Origin of the sequence: Oryzibacillus soli, from assembly GCF_051594765.1 — a bacterium.
GTDB lineage: Bacteria > Bacillota > Bacilli > Paenibacillales > NBRC-103111 > Paenibacillus_AR.
On the sequence record NZ_JBPPGJ010000001.1, the window covers coordinates 378,467 to 403,625 of the forward strand.

The window sequence follows — 25,159 nt, forward strand, 5'->3', positions numbered from 1 at the left end:
GTACCCCACTACGGGCAACCGCGGCGATTAAGCTATTCCTTCGCGGCGGCAGGCGCCGCGGGGCGTTTCAAGGAAGCATTCTTCAAGAGAATCCATACCGGGCTTGCAATAAAGATGGAGGAGTACGCTCCGCTTACAAGGCCCAGAATCATAGCCAGCGAGAAGTACTTGATGGACTCGCTGCCGAAGATGAACAGCAGAAGCGCGCCGATGAACACCGTGAACACCGTATTGATGGAACGGGTCATGGTCTGACGGATGCTGGCGTTGACCAAATCAGCCAGGTCATTGAAGCTGCGGAGCTTGGCGAACCGCATGTTCTCCCGAACCCGGTCGAAAATAACGATGGTATCGTTGATCGAATAACCGATAATGGTCAGGATCGCTGCGACGAACGGCAGGTTGACCTCCCAGCGGAAGATGGAGAACAAGCTGATGACGATGAAGGCGTCGTGCAGGAGAGCGACGATGCCCGCTACAGCGAAGCGCCATTCGAAGCGGATGGAGACGTACACGATGATGCCGAGGCTGGCAATCAGCACCGCATAGAGCGCTTTGAGGGCCAGCTCGTTGGCCAGCTCCGTATCCACCGTATTCTCTTCCTTCGTCATGGTGCCGTATTCCCCGGACAGCTTATCCATCACCTTCGTGACGTCAGCCTGCGCCAGCACCGTGTCAAAACGCGCTGTCGCATGGTTGTTGTTGCTGCCTGCAATGGTCAAGGTCTTGGCCTCGAATCCGGCCTCCTTGATCAGCGCTTCCACCCGCGCCTTGTCCAGCGGCTTGTCGCCGTTTACGTCCAAGGTGGTGCCGGCCTTAAAGTCCACGCCCCGGTTCAATCCGAATATGGCCAGTGTTAGTATGCCCAGGATGGTTATGGTTATGGAAAAAGCAAAGAACTTTTTCCGGTTCTTGACATAGTCAATTGCGTTCAGCCATTTATAGAGCACGGATATCTGCCTCCTTCACGCCGAAATACGAAGCCTTCTTGATCACGTTCGAGCGCACGAGCTGCTGCAGCAGAATCCGCGAGAAGAAGATATTCGTGAACAGGGAGACCAGGATGCTGAAGATCAGCGTCAAGGCGAACCCTTGGATCGCGCCAGTACCCAGGAAGTAAAGCACAGCGGCTGCGATGATCGTGGTCAGGTTGGCGTCCATAACGGTGCGGAAAGAGCTCTTGGAGCCGCTGCGCACGGCGGACAAAATGCTCTTGCCGTTGCGGAGCTCTTCCTTGATCCGCTCATAAGTAATGATATTGGCGTCCACCGCCATGCCGATACCGAGAACGAAAGCTGCGATACCCGGCAAGGTCAGGGTGGCGTTCATGAGCCAGAAGACGACGAGCAGGAGCCAGATGTAGACGATGATCGCAATGCTGGCGACGAGGCCCGGCATCCGGTACATGACCAGCATGAAGAGCAGAATGATAGCGGAAGCCAATGCTCCGGCGTATACGGTTTCTTCCAGAGACTTCTGGCCCAAGGAGGCGCCGACGCTCTGGGTATATTTCTCCTGAAGCTTCAGCGGAAGGGCACCCAGGTTGATGGTGTCCGCCAGCTCCTTCACTTCCGGGTACGTATAGCTGCCCTCGATGACGGCGGTGTCGGAATTGATCACCGTATTGACCCGAGGGGAGGACAGGAGGCGCTCATCCAGATAGATGCTCAAGGTCTGCCCGACCAGACGGCCGGTGATCTCCCCGAACTTCTCGGCGCTCTTCAGCTTGATTTGCACCATGGGGCGGTTGGTCTGGTCGTACTGAATCGAAGCACCGCCGGGAACGAAATCGTCTCCCCGCATCTCGACCTTGCCATCCGGACCGCGGAATGTCAGATCCGCCGGCTTCTTCAGCATCTCGCGAACCTTGTCTTCGTCGGTTACGCCTGCGATCCGGACGCGGATCCGGTTCGTACCCTCCGTCGTAATCTCCGGCTCGGCAATCCCTTGGGCATTGACCCGCTTCTCCAGGCTGCGGGCGGTCTCGAGCAAGGAACTCTTGTCCACCTTCTCGCCGCCGTCGATCGGGGAAGCTTCATACAAAATCTCGAATCCGCCCTTAAGATCCAGTCCCAGCCGGAGGTTATTCGCCAGCATTGGGCTCGTTGCCCCGACCGCGCCCAAGGAGAGGACGACGAGCAGGATAAATGCGAGCATTCTTTTGCCATTCATAGGCTTGTGATCTCCCTTCCAAACTCAATATTCCTATTATACCTACCGCCGAAAAACGAGTCAATTTTGGGAAATAATCCTCACATTTCCCCGAACTTTTCCTCCTTGCCCCTATAATTGGACAAAAAAAAAGCGCCGTCAAAGCAACGGATCGCCCCGGTATACGCGCAAGGTCATCCAGTTCATGAATTGGGTCGCCTTCAGAGACAAGATGTCATTAACGACCTGGTGCAGCGCCGGTATCCCGGTCTTGTGGTACTTGTCGTTGACGCAGTCCCATATCTCAGGGCCCGTCACATGCTCGTAACCCAGCATGCGGAATTCGTCGGCCTTGCTATTGCACAAGCTCTCAATCAGTGCATTCAACTCCCGTTCATCGGGTCCTTCAATCTGCCGTTCCTCCATAAGCCGCCCCTCCCTCCGGGGATTCGATCCTGCTACTAGGACTCATTCGCTAGAAACCCTGCCGATTCCTGCTCGTCCTTAGAAATTCACAATTTGTGCATGAGCTTGGCTACCCTCCGCATATCCATGTAAGGAAACCAAGCCATGCGGGAAGAGGGATTCATGCGTGACCACCAGAAAACCAACCAACCGAAAAACGAAACAAACCTTCATAGGCGGAGCCCTCATCCTGGTCGCGGCAGGAATCATCAACCGGATCCTGGGCTTCGTCCCCCGGATTCTGCTCCCACGGATCATCGGTGCGGAGGGAGTGGGGCTGTATCAGCTCGGCTATCCGTTCCTGATCGTCGTTCTGACAGTCATCACCGGCGGCATTCCCTTGGCGGTGGCCAAGCTGGTGGCGGAGGCGGAAACGGAAGGCAATGAGGCACGCGTGCGGAAGGTGCTGAAGGTCTCCCTTCTCCTGTCCGTCAGCCTTGGCATTCTGTTCACCGCGCTCTGCTACCTGGCCGCCTCCTGGATTACCTCGCACCTCTTAACGGACGACAGGGTCCATACCACCTTCCTGGTCATGAGCCCCATCATTCTGCTGGTCTCGGTGTCCGCCGTGTACCGAGGCTATTTTCAGGGCCGCCAGAACATGATCCCCACCGCCCTTTCCCAGATAACAGAGACGGTGATCCGAATTGCTGCCGTACTGGTATTCTCCTGGCTCATGCTTCCGTACGGCTTGGAATATGCTGCCGCCGGCGCCATGTTCGGCGTGCTGACCGGAGAGTTCGGCGGCATGGCGGTCATGCTCATCATGTACGCCTGGACGCGCAAGGATTACCTGATGTACGAGAAGGCCAAGATCGGCAAGGATCCCCATCACATGGGCGGCATGTCCGCTCTGAAGCGGATCATCAAGATCTCCGTTCCCGTCACCATCAGCAAGCTGGTCGGTTCCTTCTCCTACTTGTTCGAATCCATCATGATCGCCCAGAGCCTGGCCCTGGCCGGTGTGGCCACCGCCGTTGCCACGGCCCAATACGGCGCGCTGCAGGGGATGGTCATCCCGGTCCTGCTCCTGCCGAGCGCCCTGACCTTCTCCCTGTCCGTCTCCCTGGTGCCCTCCCTGTCCGAAGCCGCCGCCCGGGGGGACAACCGCACCATTCACAAGAGGCTGCACCAATCGCTTCGGCTGGCGCTGGTGACCGGCGCTCCCTTCGCCGTCATCATGTACGTCCTGGCCGAGCCGCTCTGCTACTACCTCTACGGCCACCAGGAGATCAGCGTGATGCTGAAGATGATGGCGCCTATCGCGCTCTTCATCTACTTCCAGGCTCCTCTTCAAGCGACCCTTCAGGCGCTGGACAAACCCGGCACCGCCCTGATCAACACCACGGTCGGAGCCATCGTGAAGCTGGTCCTGATCTATGTACTGGCCTCCAACCCCAGAATGGGCATTCTCGGGGCCGTCATGGCCATCAACATCAACACGATGCTGGTAACGATTCTTCATTATGCCAGCGTTTCACGGATGCTCCGATTCGCCATGAAAGCGGCGGATTTCTACAAGACGGGACTGGCCATGGCGATGATGGGGGCGGTCTGCTACTTAGGCATGAGTATGGAGTGGACGCCCTCTCCGCTGATCCGCTTCCTGGCTTCCATGGCGGCGGGCATCGCCCTCTATCTGGCGGCCACCGTATGGCTCAAGCTCATCGACGGCAGCGACCTCCGGAGAATTCCCGGATTCCGCAAGACCTGATTCCCTTCTTGCTTTAGCCAAGGCGCCCGGTTCCGGGCGCCCTTTTATTTTCGCTTCTTATCGAGAAACAGCTTCCCCCGGTGGTCCACCGAGCAGAAGAAAACCTCCTTGAACTCCCGGACCCCCTTTTGCTGAATCTGGCTCTTGAGCCAAAACCGGGTCTGGCCCAGCTTCTCCAGATTCTCGTCCTGGACCTTCCCGTCCATAATAAGCGGAAGCGGCAGCCCCTCGTACCGGATAGTATCGAACATATCGACGGGCGGCTCCTCGTCGCGCTGCTTCTGCTCGGGCTTCTCCACCACCGTCAGCCTTCCCGAATTCTCCAGTATGGCGAATTCCACATCGGCCACGTTCATAATTCGGTTCTGGCGAAGCTGCGCCATGAGATCGTCCAGATTGTACCTCATCTTCTTCATCTCTTCCCGGTCCAGCTTGCCGTGCTTGATCAGATAGCTGGGCTCGCCGTCGATGATCATACGGAGCTTGCGGCTGCGGAGGGAGATGTGGGCGGTCAGCACTTGGATCAGAACCAGCGTAGCGATGGGAACGAGACCGTGGGTCAAGGGCCTTCCGATGTCATCCAGCACGAACACCCCGATCTCCGCGATCATGATGGAGATGACCAGATCGAAGACTGACAGCTTGCCGATCTCCCGCTTGCCCATGATCCGCATCACCAGAAAGACGACGATATAAACCAGCACCGTCCGTAAAAAAAGAGGCAGTATCACCATGAAACGTCCTCCTTTCTTAGGATATCCGTACATCCGGTATTCTGACTCTCCCCTTCGGTACTCATACGGCGCCGCGGGCCATCAATTGTTGGGAATCCGGCATGGAAAAAGGGGCGGCCCGTACTATTTGTACAGGCGGCCCCATAGAATGTGGTAGACAAGTACTTTCGATAACGAACGGAGGTCTTTCGAATGAACCCTATCAAGCAAGCCGGCCAGGTCCGCCTGGGCTCCCCCATGCTCGCAGGGCTGGCCTACGGCTTCATCACCATGGCGGTGGCCGCGCTGGCCGCTTCCCTGATCCTGATCTCGGGCGATCAAGGCGAAGAGGTGCTGCCCGCCTATGCCTATGCCATCCACGGCTTGTCCGTGCTGATCGGAAGCTTCGTCACCGGGAGAAGATCCGGCAGCAAGGGATGGTACTATGGCGGTCTCCTCGGCCTGGTATACAGCATCATCGTGCTCATCGTCGGCTTCCTGAGCTTCGACCGCGGAGCGGACTGGACCCTGCTCTTCTTCGCTGCAGGGGCGTTCCTGGCCGGAGCCCTGGGCGGCATCATGGGAGTGAATACCCGGCGTTGACCGACGGGAGGGGACGCGGCCGGGCTTATCCCCCTCCGTGCCAGAGCTGGACGACCGACAGCAGCAGGCCGACCAAAAAGCCGCAGATGGCGCCGTTCACCCGGATCCACTGGAGGTCGCTTCCCACCTTCTCCTCGATCAGCCGGACCAGGGTGGCATCGTCCATCCGCTCCAGATTCAGCTTCACCAGATTGCCGATCCGGTAATGGTTCGCTTCCACGAAATCCAGAATATATTCGGTCGTGCGGCTCTCCAGTAGGCGGACCAATTCCGGTGAGCTGATGATGCTCCGGTACAGAAAGCGGTACGCTTGAAAGACAGCTCGCCCCCCGTTCATACGCTCCTGAAGCAGCCAATCCGACAGATGCTCCAGCATGCTGCGGTACCCTGCCTCTAGCAGAGGATACGCCTGGGGACCGCCGATCCAGGCGGATACGGCTTCCGCCATCCGGGAGGAACGCTCCTTGTCCTCCAGAACCCCAAGAAGCTGGGTCCGGATCTGGAGAAGAATGCGCTCCCGGTACGGATCCTCGGGAAGCTGCAGCTGCCGGAGGGAATTCATCAGCATCTCCTGTATGATCTGCCCCAGCTTGTCCTCGTCCATGAATCCGGCGAACGCTTGGACCGCGAAGCCCATGAACCCGCCTACCTTAATGCCCGACATCTTCTCATTGGCCAGTTTGCCGAGGAGGTACCGGGTTTCGGGGCGCTTCACCCACACCAGCGCTTCCTTCAATCCCAGATCCAGCACCTTCCTCTCGTAATCCGCAGCCGACAGGTGATCTCGCAAGGCGCTGCTCATGCCGCCCAGACCGTTATGCCGGACGAGGCCGGACAGCTTCTCCTGAAGGAGCCTGACGGCTTTTTCCTCCGGGATGTGATCCAGCAGGCGCAGCAGAAAATCCACCACAGCGGTCCGCACCGACCGCTTCTGGATCAAGCGCGTCAGCTCCACCGCCGCCGCGCCCAGCACTTGGTGCTGCCGGAGCATCTCCTCGATGCTCCGTTTGTTCAACAGCTCGTTCTCCATGGCGGACACGAGCGTCTGCACCATCTTCCCCCGATTGCGGATGATGAGCGAAGTGTGTGGGATCGGCAGGCCGAAGGGATGGCGGAACAGGGCCGTAACCGCGAACCAGTCCGCGGCGCCGCCGACCAGCCCCGCCTCGAAGCCTCCGCGGAGAAGCAGAATCCAGGTGCTGTCCGGCAGGAACAGCGTGATGACAAAGCCGAGACCCATGAAGGCAAGGGACAGCCCTGCCGCATATTTCGTACTCAAGGCACTACCTCCCTAGGGCAAAGGAGCTGTCCGTGAACAGCTCCTTTGTTTTTTAGCGTTGGAGATGGTAAGGCACTGTGGCTATGACCACGTCCTTCCGGTTATACAGATAAGCTCTCAGCAGCAGGCTCGACTGGTTGTGCAGGAAGTTGTGCCACCAATGCCGGGTGATGAATTGAGGGATCAGCACGGTCACGTGATCCGTCTCGGCGGTCTTCCATTCCACGGTATCGATGAACTTCAGGACGGGACGGATGATGCTCCGGTAGCTGGATCTTAAGGTGACGAGACGCACGCCCGGGCTCCATTCCTCCCACTTGGCCTCCATCCGCTCGATGGACTCGTCGTCGAAGCCGACATAGACCGCAATCACATTGTCGGTCATGGACTTGGCATAGCTGAGCGATTGCTTCACGACCCGGGTCACGCCTGCAACGGGTACGACGATCGTATTCCCTTTGATGCACGGTTTCTCCGTCTTGATATCAATGCGAAGCTGATCGGCGATATTCATATAATGGCTGTTGATGGAGTGGAAAATGTACATGACGGCGGGAAGGAAAAGAAAGACGGTCCACACTTGAGAAAACTTCGTTATGATAAAAATCAGAGTGATGCTCAGCGTGGTCAGCATGCCGATCATATTGATCACGAACTTGACGGCGTAGCCCTGAGGCTTCAGCCGGAGCCAGCGCAGCATCATCCCCAATTGGGAGATGGTGAAGGGAATGAATACGCCCACCGCATAGAGCGGGATCAGGTTCTCGGTGTTGCCCTTGAATGATGCGACCAGAATGGCGGAGAATACGCCGAGAAAAATGATGCCGTTGGAGAAGCCCAGCCGGTCACCGCGGACCATGAAGGCATGAGGCATATATTTATCCTTCGCCAGCATGAAGGCGAGGAGCGGGAAGGCGGAATACGCCGTGTTCGCCGCCAGGAAAAGAATAAGGGCTGTGATGCCTTGAATCGAATAGTACAGCACACCGCGGCCGAAGGTGCTCTCTGCGATCTGAGATACGACGGTTACCTTCGGATCGGGAGCAATGCCGTACCAATAGGCCAGCAGACTGATGCCGATGAACATGAAGCCCAGAATGCCGCCCATCATCATCAAGGTTGCGGCCGCATTTCGTTCCGCCGGCTTCCGGAAGTTCGGGATGGCATTGGACACGGCCTCCACCCCCGTCAGGGCCGAGCAGCCGGAGCTGAAGGCTTTGAGCAGAAGGAAAAGACTGACATTGGATACGGAGGTCCCGATTGCTGGCGCCGCGGCATCGATGCCGCCTGTAAGAGCCTTCACGATCCCGGAGAGGATCAGGATGACGATGGCAATGACGAACAGATAGACCGGTATGGCCAGTACAGAGGCGGATTCGGTCACGCCTCTCAGGTTCATGATGGTCAACACGGTAATCATGATGAGGGCGATGGCCACCCGGTGCTCATGCAGGGACGGGAACGCCGAGGTGATGGCATCCGTACCCGCCGATGAGCTGACCGCAACGGTCAGGATATAGTCCACCAGCAGAGAGCCTCCGGCCAGCAGTCCGGTCGAGGTGCCCAGATTGTCCATGGCGACGATATAGGCGCCGCCCCCGCCCGGATAGGCGAAGATGGTTTGACGGTAGGACAGGATGAGTATGAAGAGCAGGCCCAGTACTGCCAGCGAGATCGGCAGCGAATACCAGACCGCGGTGAAGCCCGCCGCCATTAAGACGATCAGAATCTGTTCGGTGCCGTAAGCCACTGATGAGAGGGCGTCCGAGGAGAGAACAGCGAGAGCCTTGAGCTTACTGAGCTTCTCCCCTTCGATCTCGGCGTTCTTCATCGGCCGTCCGATCAGAACCCGTTTGAGCTTGCTTACCATGGCGCATATCCCCTTTTGTCTGTGATGATCGCTCTCCCATCTTCAACTTGTCTTTGACCATAAGTTCTCCAACTCGGCTCAAAACATAATCCGGAACGGGATGACGCATTTTGGGCAACAAAAAAACACAAGGCCCGCCTTGTGCTCATGACACAAATCACCTTCTCTCTTACGCTGACGAGGTTAGCTGCCGGATTCGGATGCGAGAACTCACCCTACGGTCTCATCGACCGATTCACCCCAGATGTTGGGTCCCCCGTTTTCCCCGGATGGGAAATTAAGCGGCATATTCAATTAACGTATGTTATCATACTGCCGCGGGATTCGGCCGGTAAAGTCTGGTATTTCCGCTTTTTGGCGTTCATGCTCTTGATGGGCCTGATGGGTACGTTTCCAAAAAAGCGAGGGTCAGCCGCTCGACGGTTATCTCCCCATTTCCTACGTTTTTCATGATTCGATGACAACTTCATGAAATAAAAAAAGGACCCGCTCCCATGGGGAGAGGTCCGTCCTGCGATGCGCTTACTCAGCGGCAGATTGCGCCGCGGTGGTGACGGCATTGATGGCGGAGCGCTCGAAGGTCAGCTTGGTTGCATCGTTCACGCGCAGAACCACGGTGTCGTCGGTGATCTCCAGAATCGTGCCATGCAGGCCACCGATGGTGGTAACCTTGTCGCCCTTCTTCAGGTTAGCCAGCAGCATATTGCGAGCCTTGGTGCGCTTCTGCTGCGGACGGATCAACAGGAAGTACAAGAGGGCGAACATGGCGATGAAGGGCAAGAATGTAACCAGGGCATTACCGGTGGTCCCGGCGCCGTCTGCGGCCAGATAAAACATGGGAATTCCTCCTTAAGTGGGCTCGGTATAGGAATGTTGTCTTTTAAAACCCTTTGTCGTTCTCGTTCATGCCGTACATCTCGAAGAACTCATCGCGGAAATCCAGCAGCCTGTCCTCCCGGATGGCCTGGCGCACACCGCGCATCAGCTCCAGCAGGAAATGCAGGTTGTGGTAGGTGGTCAAGCGGATGCCGAAGGTCTCGTCGCACTTGATCAGATGGCGGATGTAGGCGCGCGAATAGTTCCGGCAGGTGTAGCAGCTGCACTTGGGATCCAGGGGGCCGAAGTCCTCTTGGAACTTGGCGTTCCGGACAACGAGACGTCCTTCGCTGGTCATGCAGGTTCCGTTCCGGGCAATCCGGGTAGGCAGGACGCAGTCGAACATATCGATGCCCCGGATGGAGCCCTCGATCAGAGCGTCCGGCGATCCTACTCCCATCAGATAGCGCGGCTTATGGGCCGGCAGGAGCGGGGTCGTGTAATCCAGCACCTCATACATCAGATGCTTGGGCTCGCCGACGCTGAGTCCCCCAATAGCATACCCCGGGAAATCCAGGGAAGTCAACTCGGCGGCACTCTGCTTCCGTAAATCCTCATACATGCCGCCCTGCACGATGGCGAAGAGGGCTTGGTCCTTCGGACGGGCGTGCGCCTTCAGGCAGCGTTCCGCCCAGCGGGTGGTCCGCTCCAGCGATTGCTTCGCATATTCATGGGTGGCCGGGAACGGCGGACACTCGTCGAAGGCCATCATGATATCCGAGCCGAGAGCATTCTGGATCTCCGTCGCTTTCTCCGGGGAGAGGAACAGCTTGTCTCCGTTCAAGTGGGACTTGAACGCCACGCCCTCCTCGGTGATCTTCCGCATATCGCTCAGCGAGAACACCTGGAAGCCGCCGCTGTCCGTCAGAATGGGCCGGTCCCAGTTCATGAACTTGTGAAGTCCCCCTGCCTGGCGGACGATCTCGTGACCCGGCCGCAGGAACAGGTGGTAGGTGTTGCTCAGGATGATATGAGCGTCCATCTGCTTCAGCTCTTCGGGCGCCATGGTCTTGACCGTGGCCAGAGTCCCTACCGGCATGAAGGCCGGAGTCTCGATGACACCATGGGGCGTATGGACTCTTCCGAGCCGGGCGCCGGATTGCTTGCAGGTCTTAATCGGTTCGTAGGTTACGGCCATGATTGGATGACCCTGCCTTTCGTTAGTAGATAAACATGGCGTCGCCGAAGCTGAAGAACCGGTATTCCCGCTCTACGGCTTCTTTGTAAGCCCGCAGGATGTTCTCCCGGCCCGCCAGGGCACTGACCAGCATGACCAAGGTGGACTTGGGCAGATGGAAGTTCGTCAGCAGCGCATCCACCAGGAGCATGGGCACTCCCGGGTAGATGAAGATGTCGGTCCATCCGCTGCTGGCCTTGATCTTCCCTTCGGGAAGCTCCGGATCTTGTCGGCTTATGCGCGCCGCCGTCTCCAAGGTTCTGGCGGAGGTGGTTCCTACCGCTACGATGCGGCCGCCGGCTGCCCGGGTCTCATTGATGAGCGCCGCCGTGTCTTCCGGCACCTGGTAGAACTCCGCATGCATCTCGTGTCCTTCGATGGTATCCGCCGATACGGGACGGAAGGTGCCCAGCCCCACATGGAGGGTGACGGATGCCAGACGCACGCCCATCTCTTGGAGCTTGTCCAGATATTCGCGGGTAAAATGCAGCCCCGCCGTCGGAGCGGCGGCGGAACCCTCATGCTTGGCGTACACGGTCTGGTACCGCTCCCGGTCCTCCAGCTGCTCCTTGATGTAGGGGGGCAGCGGCATCTCGCCCAGCCGGTCAAGCAGTTCATTGAAGATGCCCTCGTACAGGAAGCGGACGGTCCGGGCGCCCATCTCCCCCTCCTCCTCCACAACCGCTCGGAGAAGAGGCTGGCCGGGTGCCCCGCCGAAGTGCACCTCCGTCCCCGTCTTCAGCCGCTTGGCCGGCTTGGCCAAGGTCTCCCAGCGATCCTCGCCCAGTGACTTCAGCAGAAGCAGCTCCGCCTTGGCTCCCGTATCCGGCTTCGTTCCGAAGAGCCGGGCCGGAATGACCCGGGTGTCATTGACCACCAGCAGGTCCCCCGGGCGCAAAAAATCAGCCAACTCCTCAAAGCGGCAGTGGCCGATTTCTCCCGTACGCTTATTCAAGGCCAGAAGCCTGGATCCCGTCCGCTCCCGCAAGGGAGTCTGCGCGATCAGGGCCTCCGGCAGTTCAAAATCAAACAAATCCACATTCATCCGATTGTTCAGTCCTTCGTTAAGGTAACCCCTTGGTAATAGGTGGACAGGATCTTCTTGTAGTCGTATCCCAGCTCCGCGAAGCCCCTCGCCCCCCATTGGGACAGGCCGGCTCCGTGCCCGTTGCCGGTTCCGGTAATCGTATATTCCGGCGAGGCAGTGCCGTATTCCATCTGCCCGCTGCCGTTCAGCACGAAGTACCCGCTGTCCGGCAGAGCGGCTGTTTGGCCGCCGGCGGATACGGCATACAGGGTGCCTCCGGAAGCAACGGAGGTCCTTCCGTTTGCTCCCAATATAGTATACCCTCCGGACCGGTCAATTTCAAACCGGGTGCTGGGCAGTCCGCCGAGAAGGGTCCGGAAGTTATCGGGCGCCGACAGCTTCAAGGATTTCCCGTTGGCGTTGAGCTCGGTTACCCGCCCGGAATCCCCCCGGGTCTTCACCTCCAGGCTCGATAACGGCCCTTGAACCGGAGCCAGACCCAGGCCGGGCAGCTTGTCGTTCATGAGCCGAAGCAGCTCATCCGGCGTATATGGGCCTCGCGTCCAGCTGTAGGAGTTGGACTCTTGGGCTTCCCCGAATACGATGACGGAATCGCCGGCGTTCAGCTTGGCCACCGGCGGATTGCCGGTATTGTCCACATAAGGGGCGGAACGGGCGTTGACGCCTGCTTCGGTCACTTGATAGATGGCAAGTCCCAAGGCGGTCTTCCGCCCGCTGTCCTTCAGATAGGAGGAGTGGACATACGCCACCTGCCCGTCCGGAAGCACCCCGCGCTTCCAGATCGCCTTGTTCTTCGCAGCCCCTTCGTCCGGGCTGGGCACCGTCTTCAAGTACGGCAGCGCCGTTCCCCAGACGTCGGCTCCCGAGCTGGACATGCCTCCGGAGTTGGCGGAGAAGAAGGCGGTGATGAGCCCGTCCTTGTCGACGAGCACCTCTCCCGCCGTGGCGTCCACGGCCTGAATGGAGTCGGCGTCCTCGTTGCCGTCATAGACCTGGTCCAGGGTGCTGTCGGAGACGTGGGCGATCTGGTACTTCGTGCCGGACTTCAGCGCATAGGTCCGGGCCGCAACGGCCTGGGCCTTCAGCGCTTCCGCCGGCCAGCCCTTCCCCATCTCTCCGCTGACGACGGAGTACAGATACTGCTCGAAGGGAAGCTCGTTGATGACGGCCAGCTTGCCGTTATGGACGGACACCTCCATGGCGCCCCGGTAGGTCCGGTTCAGCTTCTCCGCCACGGTCAGCTCCCCTTCCTTCGGAGCGATCCAGAGCTTGGCTCCTTGGACCGGGACAAGAAGGAGAGGCACAGACGAGCTTCCGTCGGCCGTACCGGTCACATCGCTCAGCACATTGGCGTAATTGGAGGTATCAGCGGCTGCGGGAGACAGGGCGGGCATCAGCTTCAGCGCCTTCAGCTTGTAAGCCGCCAGCGACTCGGCATCCGCCTCGGCTCCGGTCCAGACGGCGTATTGGAGGACGCCGCCGCCATCGATCAGAGCCAGCGAGCTGTCCAAGCCCGCCTGGGCCAGAGCGGTCCGCTGCTTCTCCGCCTCCGCCAGAGCGGCGTAGGCGCCTGCCTGGAGGCGGAAGGGACCGCCCAGCACCGGCTTCTCCGCCAAGGCGGCCACTGCCGGCAGCTGGCTGAAGCCTACCAGGGCTTGAGCCGCCGCATCCTTGGTCGGATAGCCTGCGGCGGACACGGTGTAGAGTGTCTTGCCGGAGCGCTGGGAGGCCGTGACAGTGATGGCGGCGGAGGCGGTCTTCAGCTGATCCGCCAGGGTCTTGGCCTTGGCGTATTCGCCGGTTTCCAGCAAGCGGACCTGGTAACCATCGCCCGCCGCCCGGAGCTTGCCCGACGGTGCCAGCTCGCCGGGAATCGGCAGTGACGCGGCAGCCGTCTTCAAGGTCAGCGACAGCCCCTTAGGAGAGCTGACGGTGACGGCGGAGACGGTGGACTTCAGCTTGTTCGCTTCCAGGATCAGTCCCACCCGGATGGTGTCCAGCTTCGGCACGGCCGCTTCCGCCGGTGCAGGGCTGAACGCCGCCGGGGTGGCAAGGAGGGTCAGGATCAGGGCTACCGCCGCAGTACGGCGGATCGGGTTCGACATCAGGACGATTCTCCTTTGGTTGTTGATTCGTCTTGCGGCTCCGAGCGGGCCTGCTGTCCCGGCCGGGCCGGAAGCCGGCAGGCGCCGGTGCTGCAGCCGGCTTCACTCTTCCCGAAGAGCCGGTAGCGGTGCCGGGCGATGAGCCGGTATACGGCGTCTGTCAGACTCCGCAATCCCGGCACCCGGTACAGCGGAGCCAGCCACGCCAAGGCGGGCACAGTCTGGAGGATCCGGACCACCGAAGCGGCTCCCCGGTAAACCCGGCCTTGCCCGTCAATCAGGTGCAGCTCGGCAAGAAGCTCCTCCGGGGACGTCCCTGGAGGCAGCTGGGCGGGATCCGCCGTCTGCAGCGGCTGCATGTGGAGCTGGGCTGTGGTCCGGATGCGGCGGAGCTTCTCCACCGTAGCCAGACAAAGGTTGCATTCTCCGTCATATAACAGGAGCAGCGACTCAGGCTGCTGGGACGCCCGCTTGGTCATGGTCATCCCTTGGGCTCCGGAGGCGTCAGCCCCAGATGGCGGTAGGCCAACGGGGTTACGGTGCGTCCCCGGGGCGTCCGCTGGATGAAGCCCAGCTGGAGCAGGTACGGCTCATACACGTCCTCGATGGTCTGGCTTTCCTCGCCGATGGTGGCCGCGATGGTATCGAGCCCGACGGGGCCGCCTTGGAACATGCGGATGATAGACTCCAGCATCTTATGGTCGATGTGGTCCAGACCCTTGTCATCCACCTGGATCTGGTGGAGCGCCTTGCGGGCCAGCTCCAGCGTGATGATGCCGTCGCCCTTCACCTGAGCGTAATCACGGACCCGCTTCAGGAGCCGGTTGGCGATCCGGGGCGTTCCCCTGGAGCGCTTGCCGACCTCGCGGGCGGCTTCGCCGATGATCTCGGCGCCCAGAATATCGGAGGTACGGCTGACGATATAGGTCAGCTCATCCTCCGTGTAATATTCCAGCCGGCTGACGACGCCGAACCGGTCCCGGAGGGGCGCGGACAGCAGGCCGGCCCGGGTGGTGGCCCCGATCAGGGTGAACTTCGGCAGGTCCAGCCTCACTGAGCGGGCACTGGGTCCCTTGCCTATAATGATGTCCAGGGCGAAGTCCTCCATGGCCGGATACAGCACCTCCTCCACCGTCCGGTGCAGCCGGTGGATCTCATCCACGAAGAGAACGTCGCCCTCCTGCAGGTTGGTCAGGATGGCGGCCAGGTCTCCGGGACGCTCGATGGCCGGTCCGGAGGTGGTCCGGATATTGACGCCCATCTCGTTGGCGATAATGGTGGACAGCGTGGTCTTGCCCAGGCCCGGAGGGCCGTAGAGCAGCACGTGGTCCAGCGGCTCCCGCCGCTGCTTCGCCGCCTCGATGTACACCTTCAGGTTCTCCTTCACCTGCTGCTGGCCGATATATTCGGATAAGTACCGGGGGCGGAGGCTGAGCTCCACCGCTTGGTCTTCCATCATAAAATTCGCGGAGATGATCCGATCCTCCATGCGTGATACCCCCTTCGTTGTTGCGCTTCCTTCATGCGGGCTCGGGCGGCCCTCCGATCAGCGGACTTCCTTAACCGTGGAACAGCGCCTGAAGCCCCAGCTTCACCAGCACGTCCACCGGGTCGCCGTCCTTGGCCTTCTCTTGCACCTTGGGCCAGACGCGGTCCGTCTCGGCCTCGCTGTAGCCCAGGGCCATCAGCGCTTCCTTCGCCTCGCGCCATGCGGCCGTACCGCCGCCCGGCATCCGGAGCTCCGGCTTCGAGGCGGCCGTTGAGCCGCCGAAGGCAGCGGCCGCCGTCACCGCCATCGGCAGGTCGGCCAGCTTATCCTTCAGGTCCAGAATGATCCGCTGGGCCGTCTTCTTGCCGATGCCGGGCAGCTTCATCAGGAAGGTTACGTTCTCCTGGTAGATGGCGCCCACCACCTCTTCCGGCCGTCCAGCCGAAAGGATGCCGATGGCCACCTTGGGCCCGATCCCGCTAACCTCCAGCAGCCTCCGGAACAGGGACTGCTCCTCCCGGGTCTCGAACCCGAAGAGAAGGATGGCGTCCTCCCGGACATGGTGATGGATATACAAGGTCAGCTCTTCCTTCTCCTTCGCCGCCAAGGCGTAAGGATTGGCGCAGAATACCCGGTAGCCTACCCCGTGAACATCCAGCACCGCATAATCCGTATCCGTGAATGCGAGCTTCCCCCGCAGAAAATCGATCATGATCCCGTTACCCCATTTATCTTGTTTAGTAAGGTGGAGGAATGGGCGTGGCAGATGGCCACCGCCAGCGCGTCCGCCACATCGTCCGGCTTGGGCGCCGCCTGCAGCTTCAGGTACATGCGCACCATCTCCTGCACCTGCTTCTTCTCTGCCTTGCCGTAGCCGACAATGGCCTGCTTGACCTGCATCGGCGTATACTCCGCCACCGGCAGTCCCTGTTGGACAGCGGCCAGAATCAGCACCCCCCGCGCCTGGCCCACCGTAAAGGCCGTCGTAACGTTCCGGTTGAAGAACAGCTGCTCCACCGCAACCGCATCCGGCTTGTATTTGTCTATCAGCTGCACCGCCGCCTCATACACCTGCTTCAGCCGAAGTCCCGGGTCGGTCCCCGCTTCGGTCTGAATGCAGCCGTACTGGACCGGAGTCAGCTTGCTGCCTTGCTTGTCGATAAAGCCGAACCCGACGATGGCTATCCCCGGGTCGATCCCCAAAATGCGCACTGGTGACTCTCCCATCCGTCCGACACGCGAACATATGTATTCCTTCTTTGCCATTATAGCAGAAAACCCGGGGGTTGAGTACCGACGCGCGACGCATTTGATCCTTCACCAAATGTGAACTGTTCATTGCGGGACGGAGAGCTCCGGCATCCACTCGAGCATCCGCTTGCGGATGGACTCCCACTCGTCGGCTACCCGCTCCCAATCCTCCTGCTCCAGACGGCTGAAGGGAATAACCCGGTAGCAGCTCCAATTGCGGTATCGGTTATAGGTAGGTTGAAAAGCAGGCGCCTCCAGCCGCAGGCTCGGCGGAGCGTCTCCTCTCACCGTCTTGACGGCCTCCACGGTGGCCATTCCGCCGATCAGCTGGGGCAGCCGATCCTGGGCGGACAGGAAGTTGCCCAAGGAATACATGACGAGGGCTCTTCCTCCGTTGGGTTTCGGCAGCCATTCCATGGGCTGGATCACATGGGGATGGGTGCCGACGATGATGTCCGCCCCCCACTCCGCCAGCCTCCGAGCCCATTCCCGCTGACCCGCGGCGGGCAGCTTCTCGTTTTCCACTCCCCAATGCATGGATACCACGACGAAATCCGCCTGCTCCCGGGCCTTCCGGATCTCCTCCGGCATCCGTTCCATGTCGGGCTTGGCAACCAGGTATGGCTTGCCCTCCGGCACCGGAATTCCGTTGGTGCTCTCCGCATACGCCAGGAAGGCAAATCGGATCCCATCGGATACCAGAGTCCGGATCCGTCCCCTGTCTTCTTCATCCGTATAGGCGCCCGCACGGGGCATACCTATGGCATCGAGACGTCCGGCGGCGGAACGGATTCCTTTTTCCCCCCGGTCCATCGTATGATTGTTGGCCATGGTCACCAGATCCACCCCGGCGTCCTTCAGCGCGTCCCCGATCTCGAAGGGGCTGTTGAACATGGGGTAGGAGGACAATCCCAAGCCAGCGCCTCCCATAAGACTCTCCTGATTGGCCAGAAGAATCCCGGGCTTGCGGAGAAGCTCCGCCGACGGCTCCAGCATCGGGTGGAAGTCGTAGCCTCCGTCTGCCGTAGCGGCATCCTGATAGACCGTATTATGCAGCAAAATATCGCCGATCGCCCCCAAGGTCGTCCTATACGTGACCGGCTCCGGGACAGGCGTTGGACTCGGAAGCGGTTGGGGGCCAGCAGCCTCTTCCGGCAACGTACCCTGTATGGTTATGCCCGGCCACGGAGATGGAGCTGCGCTGTCCGGCGGTTGTGCGGAGTCTCTGCCTATCCGGCTCCCCAACCACACTCCTGCCAGCAAGACGGCTAAGCCAACGGCCCCCATCCATCGTTTTCTCACGGCTGTGCTCCCCTTTCCCATATCACTCACTTAAATTACCATATTCAGTAAGATTGGGGTACCCTTTTCACAAAATCGCCCGCTGTCCACACAACAACAAAACGGCCTTTCGGCCGTTTTGTTGTTGTGCGCTGCTACTGCGCATGGCTGCCCGACACGGGCTCGGCATGCTCCGAGGCATATTCGCTGAAGGTGGACAGCACGGAGTTGTAATCCGCCAGATCGCTGATCCGAATGCCGCTGTACAGCTGGTTCAGAGCGTCCGACGGGAGGCTGCTCTTCATGTGCTGGACATCCAGCTGGAAGAAGGTGCGGATGACCCGCTCCTGCTCCGGCACCCCCTCGAATAAAGTCAGGTTGCCGTTCTTATCCATACCGAAATAAGCATTCTCCCTGCATCGCGGCCCCAGATCCTCCACCCTCTCCGTCAGGTGGATGCGGCCCGATTCGTCCACATTCACCCGGGCCTCCGGATGCTCCTTGCTCAGGCTGACGATTTCGGCAGCCGGCATGGCTCCCATCTGGCGGATTTCCTCTCCGCATACGTATTCCGTATGCAGATACACCTCCCGGGTGCCGGTGATTCCCTTGATGGCTTCCATGGCCTTGGCCGTTGCTTCCTGCGACGGCAGCTCCGGTGCCGCCTCCGCCTGCTTCCATACCGCAGCGGTTCGGGCCTCCGAATCCGACCGATCCCCGTCCGTCATGAAGGCTGCGGCCATCCCCCCTGCCAGCAGCAGGTAGGCACCGAGAGTCAACCACCGTTTTCTCATCCTTAACCGCCGTTTCAACTGTTTGAACAGGTTTGAGAATGTCACTTTACTTCCCCTTCTTCCGGGTTTTTCTCTAGCTTTCCCAGGCAAGAAGAGGATTATACGACAGTTACAGGTTGATCCAAGGGCGGCTGTTCCGCCTCGGCTCATAGGCCGGCCGCGAATTCCGGTGACGGTTCAAAAATTCCTGGAGAGGCGACTGCACGGCCCTCGCTCTAGGGCTGCTCCGCATACCGGTATCCTTCTTGGCCTCTTTTGCCGGGGAAGCCGCCTGCAGGACAGGCTCCATATTGCCGGCCGATTCCGCTTCCCCCCCACCTGCATGGGGAGCTTGGTGCGGCTCGAAGGATGGGAATGCATAAGGGTTTGCATATGGAGTCGCATAGGTTTGGAGCGGCTCGGCTTCGGCCGGGGAGCTTGACATCGGGCTTACGCTCGCCCATACGTCTTCAGCAGCCGGATTGCCCGGATACTCCATTCCTTGGTACGGTGAAGCCTGCGGGATGCCCGCATACGGAGCATACATCGGGTACGGATAAGCCGTCGTCTCGGGCCATCCGTAACCCGGGGCGGGCATCGCATTCGGCATGACATTCGGCATCGCCTCAGGGAATTCCGCTGCTTCCACGGCAGGCATACCGTTCGGAACATCGATCCCTCCCATATACGGCTGCTCATTCCCAGCGGGAACCCAAGCGTACGGCAGATTCAGGGAGCCTCCGCCGCAGCCGCAATCCTGCTCGCCCCACATGGAGGGCTGCACCGCTTGCGGCTGCATGACCGGGTATGTTGGGGCATAAGGCATCTGTGCAATGGGCCAGGCCGGTTGAATATACGGATAACAGTCCTCTTCCACGGGAGCCCAGCCGGGATTCGCATAAGCCATCGCCTCCACGGCAGGCACAGGAATCTGGCCGAACGGGTGCTGGGCTTGGGGCCATCCCTCTCCAGCCGTTACATGCGGGAACACAGGAATCTGCGGATACGTGGCGTATGGGTCCTGAAACGGAGGCAGCGGCGGGCAGATCGGCTTCGGCAGCTCCTTGGCGGCTTCCGCCAACGGCGCCGGATTGGCTCCGGTCGTAAGCGGAGCGGCCACCGGAGGGTACGGGGCCTTCTGCATCTCCATCATTCCCTCCAGAACGGGCAAGGGGTGATGCTCGGGTTTGGCCGCCGGCATCTTCGGCAGCTCCATGGCCGGAGCTTCCGGCTTCTCCGCGATGGGGGCAAGCGGCTTCTCGTTCACCGGCAGCAACGGCTTTTCATTGACTGGAAGCATGGGCTTCTCGTTCACCGGGGCATTCGGTTTTTCATTCACCGGAGCGTTCGGCATCTCATTCATCGGAGCCGCCGGCTTCTCGTTGGCGGCTTCCACCGGTTTTTCGGCTTCAGGCGCGACAGGCTTCTCCGCCACCGGCTCCGCCGGCTTCTCGGCAGGGGCCTCGACTACAGGAGCCTCCACAACCGGGGCTTCCTCCACCGGAGCGGCGTTCTCGATCGGCGCCGTGTTCGCCTTGCCGATAGGCGCTGTATTGGCCTTGCCCATGGGCGCGGTGTCCGCCTTGCCCATAGGGGCGGTCAGCTCCGCCTTCGGCGTCGAGTGAATGTGCATCAGGGTGCCGTCCTGCTTCAGCTTGGGAATGTAGATGGTGTCCCCGGTCAGGAGGACACTGGGGTTTTTCAGGTGGGGGTTGGCGTCGATGAGCGCCTTCAGCGGAACCTCCCAGGCCTTGGAGATCTTCCACATGGTGTCTCCCTGGGACACCGTCACCTTGTGCTTATACTCTACCGGGGGCTGCGGCACCGGCTTGGGCACCATGGGAATCTTCACCTTCATGCCGACCTCGATGCGGTCCGGGTCCGCAATATGCGGATTCGCCGCGAGTAATTGCTCCAGCGTTACACCGTGCTTCTTCGCAATCTCGAAGAGGGTATCGCCTTTTTTGACCAGATGGATTTTCAACCCGATGACCTCCTAATAATGTAATGGGGCGTAGCCGAGCCGGCCCGCCATACAAGACCGCACCAATCGTCCGGACCCATATCTAGAAGTTCCTTCCATCCTATGCGGCGGCTGGGCAAATGTCCTTCCCGTTTCGCACAAAAAAAATCCCTCATTACACCATATGGTGATGAGGGATTGTCTTATAACGGGAAATATGGACTTCCCGTTCCGGTTATTCGTACACCTTCAGGCCGTCCTTGTCGACGATGCTGCGGAACTCATGAAGCAGTCGCGTGGTGACGGGACCCGCCTTGCCGGAGCCGATGGTCCGTCCGTCCACCTCGCGCACGGCAATAACCTCCGCCGCGGTGCCGGTGAAGAAGACCTCGTCGGCCACGTAGACGTCGTGCATGGTGAACGGCTCTTCCTTCAGCTTGATGCCCAGCTTCTCACACAGCTCGATGATGGCGAGACGCGTGATTCCCTCCAATGCGCCACAGTATGTCGGAGGGGTGTACACCACGCCCCGCTTGACGATGAAGATGTTATCGGAGGAGCCCTCGGCAACGTAGCCTTGGGAGTTCAGCATGATCGCTTCGCCAACGTCGTGAAGATTGGCCTGGATTTTGACCAGGATGTTGTTCAGATAGTTCAGGGACTTGATCTTCGGGTTCAGGGCGTCCGGAATGTTGCGGCGCGGGGAGACCGAGATGGTCTTCAGGCCGTTCACATAAGCTTCCTCCGGATAGATGGCAAGCTGCTCCACGATGATGATGACCCATGCCTTCGGAGAACGGCGGGGATCCAGGCCCAGGTCTCCGGGACCACGGGACACGACGAGGCGGATGTAGCCGTCGCGCAGGCCGTTCTTGCGGATCGTCTCCACCAGCGCGGATTCCATCTCCTCGTAGGAGAGGGGGATGTTCAGCATGATGGACTTGGCGGAATCATAGAGCCGGTCCAGGTGCTCCTTGCACTTGAAGATGGTGCCGTTGTAGATGCGGATGCCTTCGAAGATGCCATCCCCGTACAGGAAGCCATGATCGTAGACCGAGATCTTCGCGTCCTCTTTGGTAACGAATTGGCCGTTAAGATAAATCCACTGCTGTGCCATGATACGAATGAACCTCCTTAAGAATGGGTAGCGGAATAGGGATAGCAGGGGTAGGACCCCAATATGCGAACCTGGCAGCCCAGAGCCTCAATCTCCTCCAGAGCCGCAGGCAATAAGACCGATTCCAGCGAGCCTTCGATATCGATGTAGAAATAATAGCTACCGAGCCGCAGCTTGGTCGGACGGGATTCGATCTTCGACAGATTGATCCGCCGCCATGCGAAGGCGGAGAGCACCTGATGAAGCGCGCCGGGGAAATCCTCGGGAAGCGTGACCAGAATGGTGGTCTTGTATGCATCTGCCGCCCGGAGTGACGGGGCTTCCTTGCCCACCAGGACGAACCGGGTATAGTTGTTGTGATGGTCCGTTATATTGTGGGCCAAGCGCTCCAGACCATACATGGACGCCGCCATGCTCGTCCCGATGGCTGCCAGGCCCTCTCCGGGATGGTCCCGGACCAATCGGACTCCTTCGGCCGTGCTGCTGACGTATTCGAATTCCACCTGCGGCAGCTTCTCTCCCAGAAATTGGCGGCATTGGGCAATGGCCACATCAATAGAGAGAATCTTCCGGATCTGGCCGTAAGCCGGACCGCTCCCGTCCGGACCCATCAGCTCGGAGCCGTGTCCGATCAGATTCTGGACGGACGGATAGGTCCATTCCGCCTGGATGGGCTGACTCTCCTCGTGGACCAGGGAATCGACATGAAGCCGCACGGACCCTTCGATGGTGTTCTCGATGGGGATGACGCCCAGATCGATCCTGCCTTCGGAAGCCGCCGCGAAGATATCCGCCACCAGCTTGAAGGGGATGAACTCATGGTCCTCTCCCTGAAAAAAGTACACCGTCGCCTCATGGGAAACCGTGCCCACGGGGCCCAAAAAACCGATGCGCTTCACGTGCGGATCTCCCCTTTAAGGTTTTGCATAAATGTACCCGAACCGGCAGTCTCTGTCAAGACCTCTACACGGGGGCCCTCGGTGTCCGGCTTCAGCCAGCGGGTCTCCACGCCGATGCCGTGGCGGCCGAACATCTCGCGCAGGAACCGCTCCAGCTCCTCCTTGCGCCCGCCGTCCCGGTCGGACAAGGCCAGCATCGTTGGGCCCGCCCCCGATAAGGCAATGCCAAGGGCGCCATGATCGGCTGCTCCTTCAAGAATCTCCGCCATGCCGGGCACCAGCGCGCTGCGGTAAGGCTGGTGGAGCTTGTCCGTCATAGCGAGCCGGATCATCTCCAGCCTGCCGGTGCACAACGCCGCCACCAGGAGATTGGAGTGGCCGACGTTGAACACGGCGTCGCTCATGGCGACCTCCTTCGGGAGGGCATGGCGCGCCTTCTCCGTGGACAGCTGGAAGTCCGGCACGGCGACCAGCACCTCCAGCCTCTCATCTGGCGCCACCTTGATATGCTCCGCCCGGATGCCGTCCCAGTACGCCACCACCAGCCCGCCGAAGAGGGAAGCCCCCACGTTGTCCGGGTGCTTCTCGATGGAGCTGGCCAGTTGGAACAGCTCGTCATCCGACAGCGGCGAGCCGATCAAGGCATTGGCGGCGGTCAGGGCCGCCACGATGGCGGAGGCGCTGCTGCCGAGCCCACGGGCCAGCGGAATGTCGCTGTACATAGAGACGGACAGCTCGGGCACCTCCACACCCGCTCGGGCGAAGACCTGCTGGGCCACCTGGTAGATCAGGTTCGATTTGTCCAGGGGAATCCCCTTGCCCTCCAGCTCTTCCCCGTATAATTGAAACGTCGTTTTTCCCTCGCTCCTGCTCATCTCGACCCAAGTATACAGGTCCAGCGCAAGCCCGAGGGAATCGAAGCCGGGGCCCAGATTGGCCGTGCTGGCCGGCACCCGGACCCGGACTCCCGGATTGATCTTTCCCATGATGAACGCTCCTTCAACTGTCGATCCCGTAACGGGCCGGTTAGCCCTCCACGCGGTACACGCTCTTGATCTCCTGCACGACTTCAAGCTCATCGAACACCTTCAGCACCCGTTTCATGGAGGCCTGATTGGCCTGGTGGGTGATGATGATGATCTCGGCCATCGGGTTGACCGGGTTCGGCTGCTGGTTCACCGACTCCAGGCTGACCTCGTTGTCCGCGAACACCTGGGTGATCTTCGCCAAGACGCCAGCCTTATCCGCCACATGCAGCAGGATATAGTACTTCGAAGTAATCTGCTCGTCGGTCTGCAGCTTCTTCTCATTATACGCGATGTTGACGGTACGGCCGTTCACACCTAGGCGGTGATTCTTGACCACGGCTACCAGGTCCGCCACGATGGAGGTCGCCGTCGGCATCTCCCCGGCGCCCGGACCGTAGAACATGGTTTCGCCGACAGCCTCGCCGTACACATAAACCGCGTTGTATACGCCGTTGACGGAAGCCAGCGGATGGGACTTCTTTATCATCGTCGGCTGTACGCTGACGCTGATCTGATCGTCCACCCGTTCGGCGATGCCGAGCAGCTTCACCTCATAGCCGAGACGCTTGCCGTAGGCAATGTCCTCCTTGCTGACCCGGCTGATCCCCTTGACGGACACATCCGACAAGGTAACATCGGTCCGGAAGCCGAGGGTGGCCAGAATGGTCATCTTCCGGGCGGCGTCCAGCCCTTCCACATCGGAGGTCGGGTCCGCTTCGGCATAGCCCAGCTGCTGAGCTTCCCGCAGCACCTCTCCGTAATCGGCGCCTTCCTTGCTCATCTTGGTCAGGATGTAGTTGGTCGTGCCGTTGACGATGCCCATGATCTTGGTGATCCGGTCCGAAGAGAAGCCTTCGATCAGCGTACGGATGATCGGGATGCCGCCGGCGACGCTGGCCTCATAGAACACGTCGCAGCCCTTCTCGGCGGCGCGTGCCATGATCTCGGGCCCGTGCATCGCCATCAGGTCCTTATTGGCGGTCACGATATGCTTGCCGTTCTCGATGGCCTGCAGGATAAAACCCTTGGTCGGCTCGATGCCGCCCATCACCTCGATGACGACGTCGATCTCGGGATTCGAGATGATGTCCTCCGGCCTGTTGGTGAGCTTCCCCCGGTCCAAGGCGATGGACCGGTTCTTGGTCAGATCCTGGACCAATACCTTCTCGATGACGAGGCCGGTGCCGGTCTGACGCTTCAAGTCCTCCTGATGTCCCTCCACGATCCGGACGACGCCGGTGCCGACGGTGCCTAGGCCTAAGAGGCCGACTTTGATGGTCATGATGATTCCTCCTGTTGGGATAAAAGGATGCCCCGGCCCGAATGCCGGTCATCCTTCCCCCCATTAGTTGACTTC

General features: G+C 60.1%; 23 protein-coding genes and 1 riboswitch. Of the genes, 2 read left to right on the forward strand and 21 right to left on the reverse strand.

The features are described from left to right. Window positions 1-32: 32 nt before the first annotated feature. From secF to ACSEXW_RS01365, 3 genes are all read right to left on the reverse strand, one after another. Window positions 33-950, reverse strand: coding sequence for a protein translocase subunit SecF (gene secF, locus ACSEXW_RS01355; protein ID WP_438444283.1), 918 nt, complete (start codon window positions 948-950; stop codon window positions 33-35). Beyond that, window positions 940-2,172: a protein translocase subunit SecD gene (gene secD, locus ACSEXW_RS01360; protein WP_438444284.1), complete on the reverse strand. Its 1,233-nt coding sequence runs from the start codon at window positions 2,170-2,172 to the stop codon at window positions 940-942. Before secD ends, secF begins: the two co-directional genes overlap by 11 nt. 138 nt (window positions 2,173-2,310) lie before the next feature. Beyond that, entirely contained in the window at window positions 2,311-2,577 is a 267-nt protein-coding gene (locus ACSEXW_RS01365; protein ID WP_438444285.1) for a post-transcriptional regulator, read from the reverse strand. Between the two features lie 166 nt (window positions 2,578-2,743). Here ACSEXW_RS01365 and spoVB point away from each other — a divergent pair, with 166 nt between their 5' ends. Further along, window positions 2,744-4,330: a stage V sporulation protein B gene (gene spoVB, locus ACSEXW_RS01370; protein ID WP_438444286.1), complete on the forward strand. Its 1,587-nt coding sequence runs from the start codon at window positions 2,744-2,746 to the stop codon at window positions 4,328-4,330. A gap of 44 nt (window positions 4,331-4,374) precedes the next feature. On the opposite strand, the gene ACSEXW_RS01375 is transcribed toward spoVB, so the two are convergent. Beyond that, window positions 4,375-5,064, reverse strand: a complete 690-nt coding sequence (locus ACSEXW_RS01375; RefSeq protein ID WP_438444287.1) for a DUF421 domain-containing protein — start codon at window positions 5,062-5,064, stop codon at window positions 4,375-4,377. 192 nt (window positions 5,065-5,256) lie between these two features. Between ACSEXW_RS01375 and ACSEXW_RS01380 the strand changes: the two genes are divergently transcribed. Continuing rightward, window positions 5,257-5,646, forward strand: a complete 390-nt coding sequence (locus tag ACSEXW_RS01380) for a TIGR04086 family membrane protein (protein WP_438444288.1) — start codon at window positions 5,257-5,259, stop codon at window positions 5,644-5,646. 25 nt (window positions 5,647-5,671) lie between these two features. Here the strand turns inward: ACSEXW_RS01380 and ACSEXW_RS01385 are convergent, their stop codons facing one another. From ACSEXW_RS01385 to ACSEXW_RS01465, 17 genes are all read right to left on the reverse strand, one after another. Beyond that, window positions 5,672-6,925 carry a DUF445 domain-containing protein gene (locus ACSEXW_RS01385; RefSeq protein WP_438444289.1) on the reverse strand — a complete coding sequence of 418 codons (1,254 nt, stop codon included), beginning with the start codon at window positions 6,923-6,925 and terminating at the stop codon, window positions 5,672-5,674. A gap of 52 nt (window positions 6,926-6,977) precedes the next feature. Beyond that, window positions 6,978-8,795, reverse strand: coding sequence for a potassium transporter KimA (gene kimA / locus ACSEXW_RS01390; protein WP_438444290.1), 1,818 nt, complete (start codon window positions 8,793-8,795; stop codon window positions 6,978-6,980). Between the two features lie 157 nt (window positions 8,796-8,952). Further along, window positions 8,953-9,089: riboswitch (cyclic di-AMP (ydaO/yuaA leader) on the reverse strand. A 228-nt stretch (window positions 9,090-9,317) separates the two neighbouring features. Beyond that, window positions 9,318-9,632, reverse strand: a complete 315-nt coding sequence (gene yajC, locus ACSEXW_RS01395) for a preprotein translocase subunit YajC (RefSeq protein WP_438444291.1) — start codon at window positions 9,630-9,632, stop codon at window positions 9,318-9,320. A 43-nt stretch (window positions 9,633-9,675) separates the two neighbouring features. Continuing rightward, window positions 9,676-10,809: a tRNA guanosine(34) transglycosylase Tgt gene (gene tgt / locus ACSEXW_RS01400; protein WP_438444292.1), complete on the reverse strand. Its 1,134-nt coding sequence runs from the start codon at window positions 10,807-10,809 to the stop codon at window positions 9,676-9,678. 22 nt (window positions 10,810-10,831) lie between these two features. After that, window positions 10,832-11,893: a tRNA preQ1(34) S-adenosylmethionine ribosyltransferase-isomerase QueA gene (queA, locus tag ACSEXW_RS01405; protein WP_438444293.1), complete on the reverse strand. Its 1,062-nt coding sequence runs from the start codon at window positions 11,891-11,893 to the stop codon at window positions 10,832-10,834. Window positions 11,894-11,901: 8 nt separating this feature from the next. Continuing rightward, complete coding sequence (locus ACSEXW_RS01410; protein WP_438444294.1) at window positions 11,902-14,001, reverse strand: SpoIID/LytB domain-containing protein; 2,100 nt, start codon at window positions 13,999-14,001, stop codon at window positions 11,902-11,904. Next, window positions 14,001-14,486, reverse strand: a complete 486-nt coding sequence (locus ACSEXW_RS01415) for a thiol-disulfide oxidoreductase DCC family protein (protein ID WP_438444295.1) — start codon at window positions 14,484-14,486, stop codon at window positions 14,001-14,003. The genes ACSEXW_RS01410 and ACSEXW_RS01415 overlap by 1 nt, the downstream gene beginning before the upstream one ends. Continuing rightward, window positions 14,483-15,490, reverse strand: coding sequence for a Holliday junction branch migration DNA helicase RuvB (ruvB, locus tag ACSEXW_RS01420; RefSeq protein ID WP_438444296.1), 1,008 nt, complete (start codon window positions 15,488-15,490; stop codon window positions 14,483-14,485). Before ruvB ends, ACSEXW_RS01415 begins: the two co-directional genes overlap by 4 nt. A gap of 70 nt (window positions 15,491-15,560) precedes the next feature. After that, window positions 15,561-16,202 (reverse strand): Holliday junction branch migration protein RuvA, encoded by a 642-nt coding sequence (gene ruvA, locus ACSEXW_RS01425; protein WP_438444297.1) that lies wholly within the window; start codon window positions 16,200-16,202, stop codon window positions 15,561-15,563. Then, window positions 16,199-16,702, reverse strand: coding sequence for a crossover junction endodeoxyribonuclease RuvC (ruvC, locus tag ACSEXW_RS01430; RefSeq protein WP_438444298.1), 504 nt, complete (start codon window positions 16,700-16,702; stop codon window positions 16,199-16,201). Before ruvC ends, ruvA begins: the two co-directional genes overlap by 4 nt. A 123-nt stretch (window positions 16,703-16,825) precedes the next feature. Continuing rightward, complete coding sequence (locus ACSEXW_RS01435) at window positions 16,826-18,043, reverse strand: CapA family protein (RefSeq protein ID WP_438444299.1); 1,218 nt, start codon at window positions 18,041-18,043, stop codon at window positions 16,826-16,828. Between the two features lie 134 nt (window positions 18,044-18,177). Next, on the reverse strand, window positions 18,178-18,816 hold the full coding sequence (locus ACSEXW_RS01440; protein WP_438444300.1) for a BofC C-terminal domain-containing protein: 639 nt from the start codon (window positions 18,814-18,816) through the stop codon (window positions 18,178-18,180). Window positions 18,817-18,925: 109 nt separating this feature from the next. Further along, window positions 18,926-20,779 (reverse strand): LysM peptidoglycan-binding domain-containing protein, encoded by a 1,854-nt coding sequence (locus ACSEXW_RS01445; RefSeq protein WP_438444301.1) that lies wholly within the window; start codon window positions 20,777-20,779, stop codon window positions 18,926-18,928. A gap of 214 nt (window positions 20,780-20,993) precedes the next feature. Beyond that, entirely contained in the window at window positions 20,994-21,875 is an 882-nt protein-coding gene (ilvE, locus tag ACSEXW_RS01450; RefSeq protein WP_438444302.1) for a branched-chain-amino-acid transaminase, read from the reverse strand. 17 nt (window positions 21,876-21,892) lie between these two features. Beyond that, window positions 21,893-22,774 carry a prephenate dehydratase gene (gene pheA, locus ACSEXW_RS01455; protein ID WP_438444303.1) on the reverse strand — a complete coding sequence of 294 codons (882 nt, stop codon included), beginning with the start codon at window positions 22,772-22,774 and terminating at the stop codon, window positions 21,893-21,895. After that, the gene (gene thrB / locus ACSEXW_RS01460; RefSeq protein WP_438444304.1) at window positions 22,771-23,760 is read right to left on the reverse strand and encodes a homoserine kinase; all 990 of its coding nucleotides are present in this window, start codon (window positions 23,758-23,760) and stop codon (window positions 22,771-22,773) included. The genes pheA and thrB overlap by 4 nt, the downstream gene beginning before the upstream one ends. Before the next feature lie 40 nt (window positions 23,761-23,800). Then, window positions 23,801-25,087 (reverse strand): homoserine dehydrogenase, encoded by a 1,287-nt coding sequence (locus ACSEXW_RS01465; RefSeq protein ID WP_438444417.1) that lies wholly within the window; start codon window positions 25,085-25,087, stop codon window positions 23,801-23,803. Window positions 25,088-25,159 lie beyond the last annotated feature (72 nt).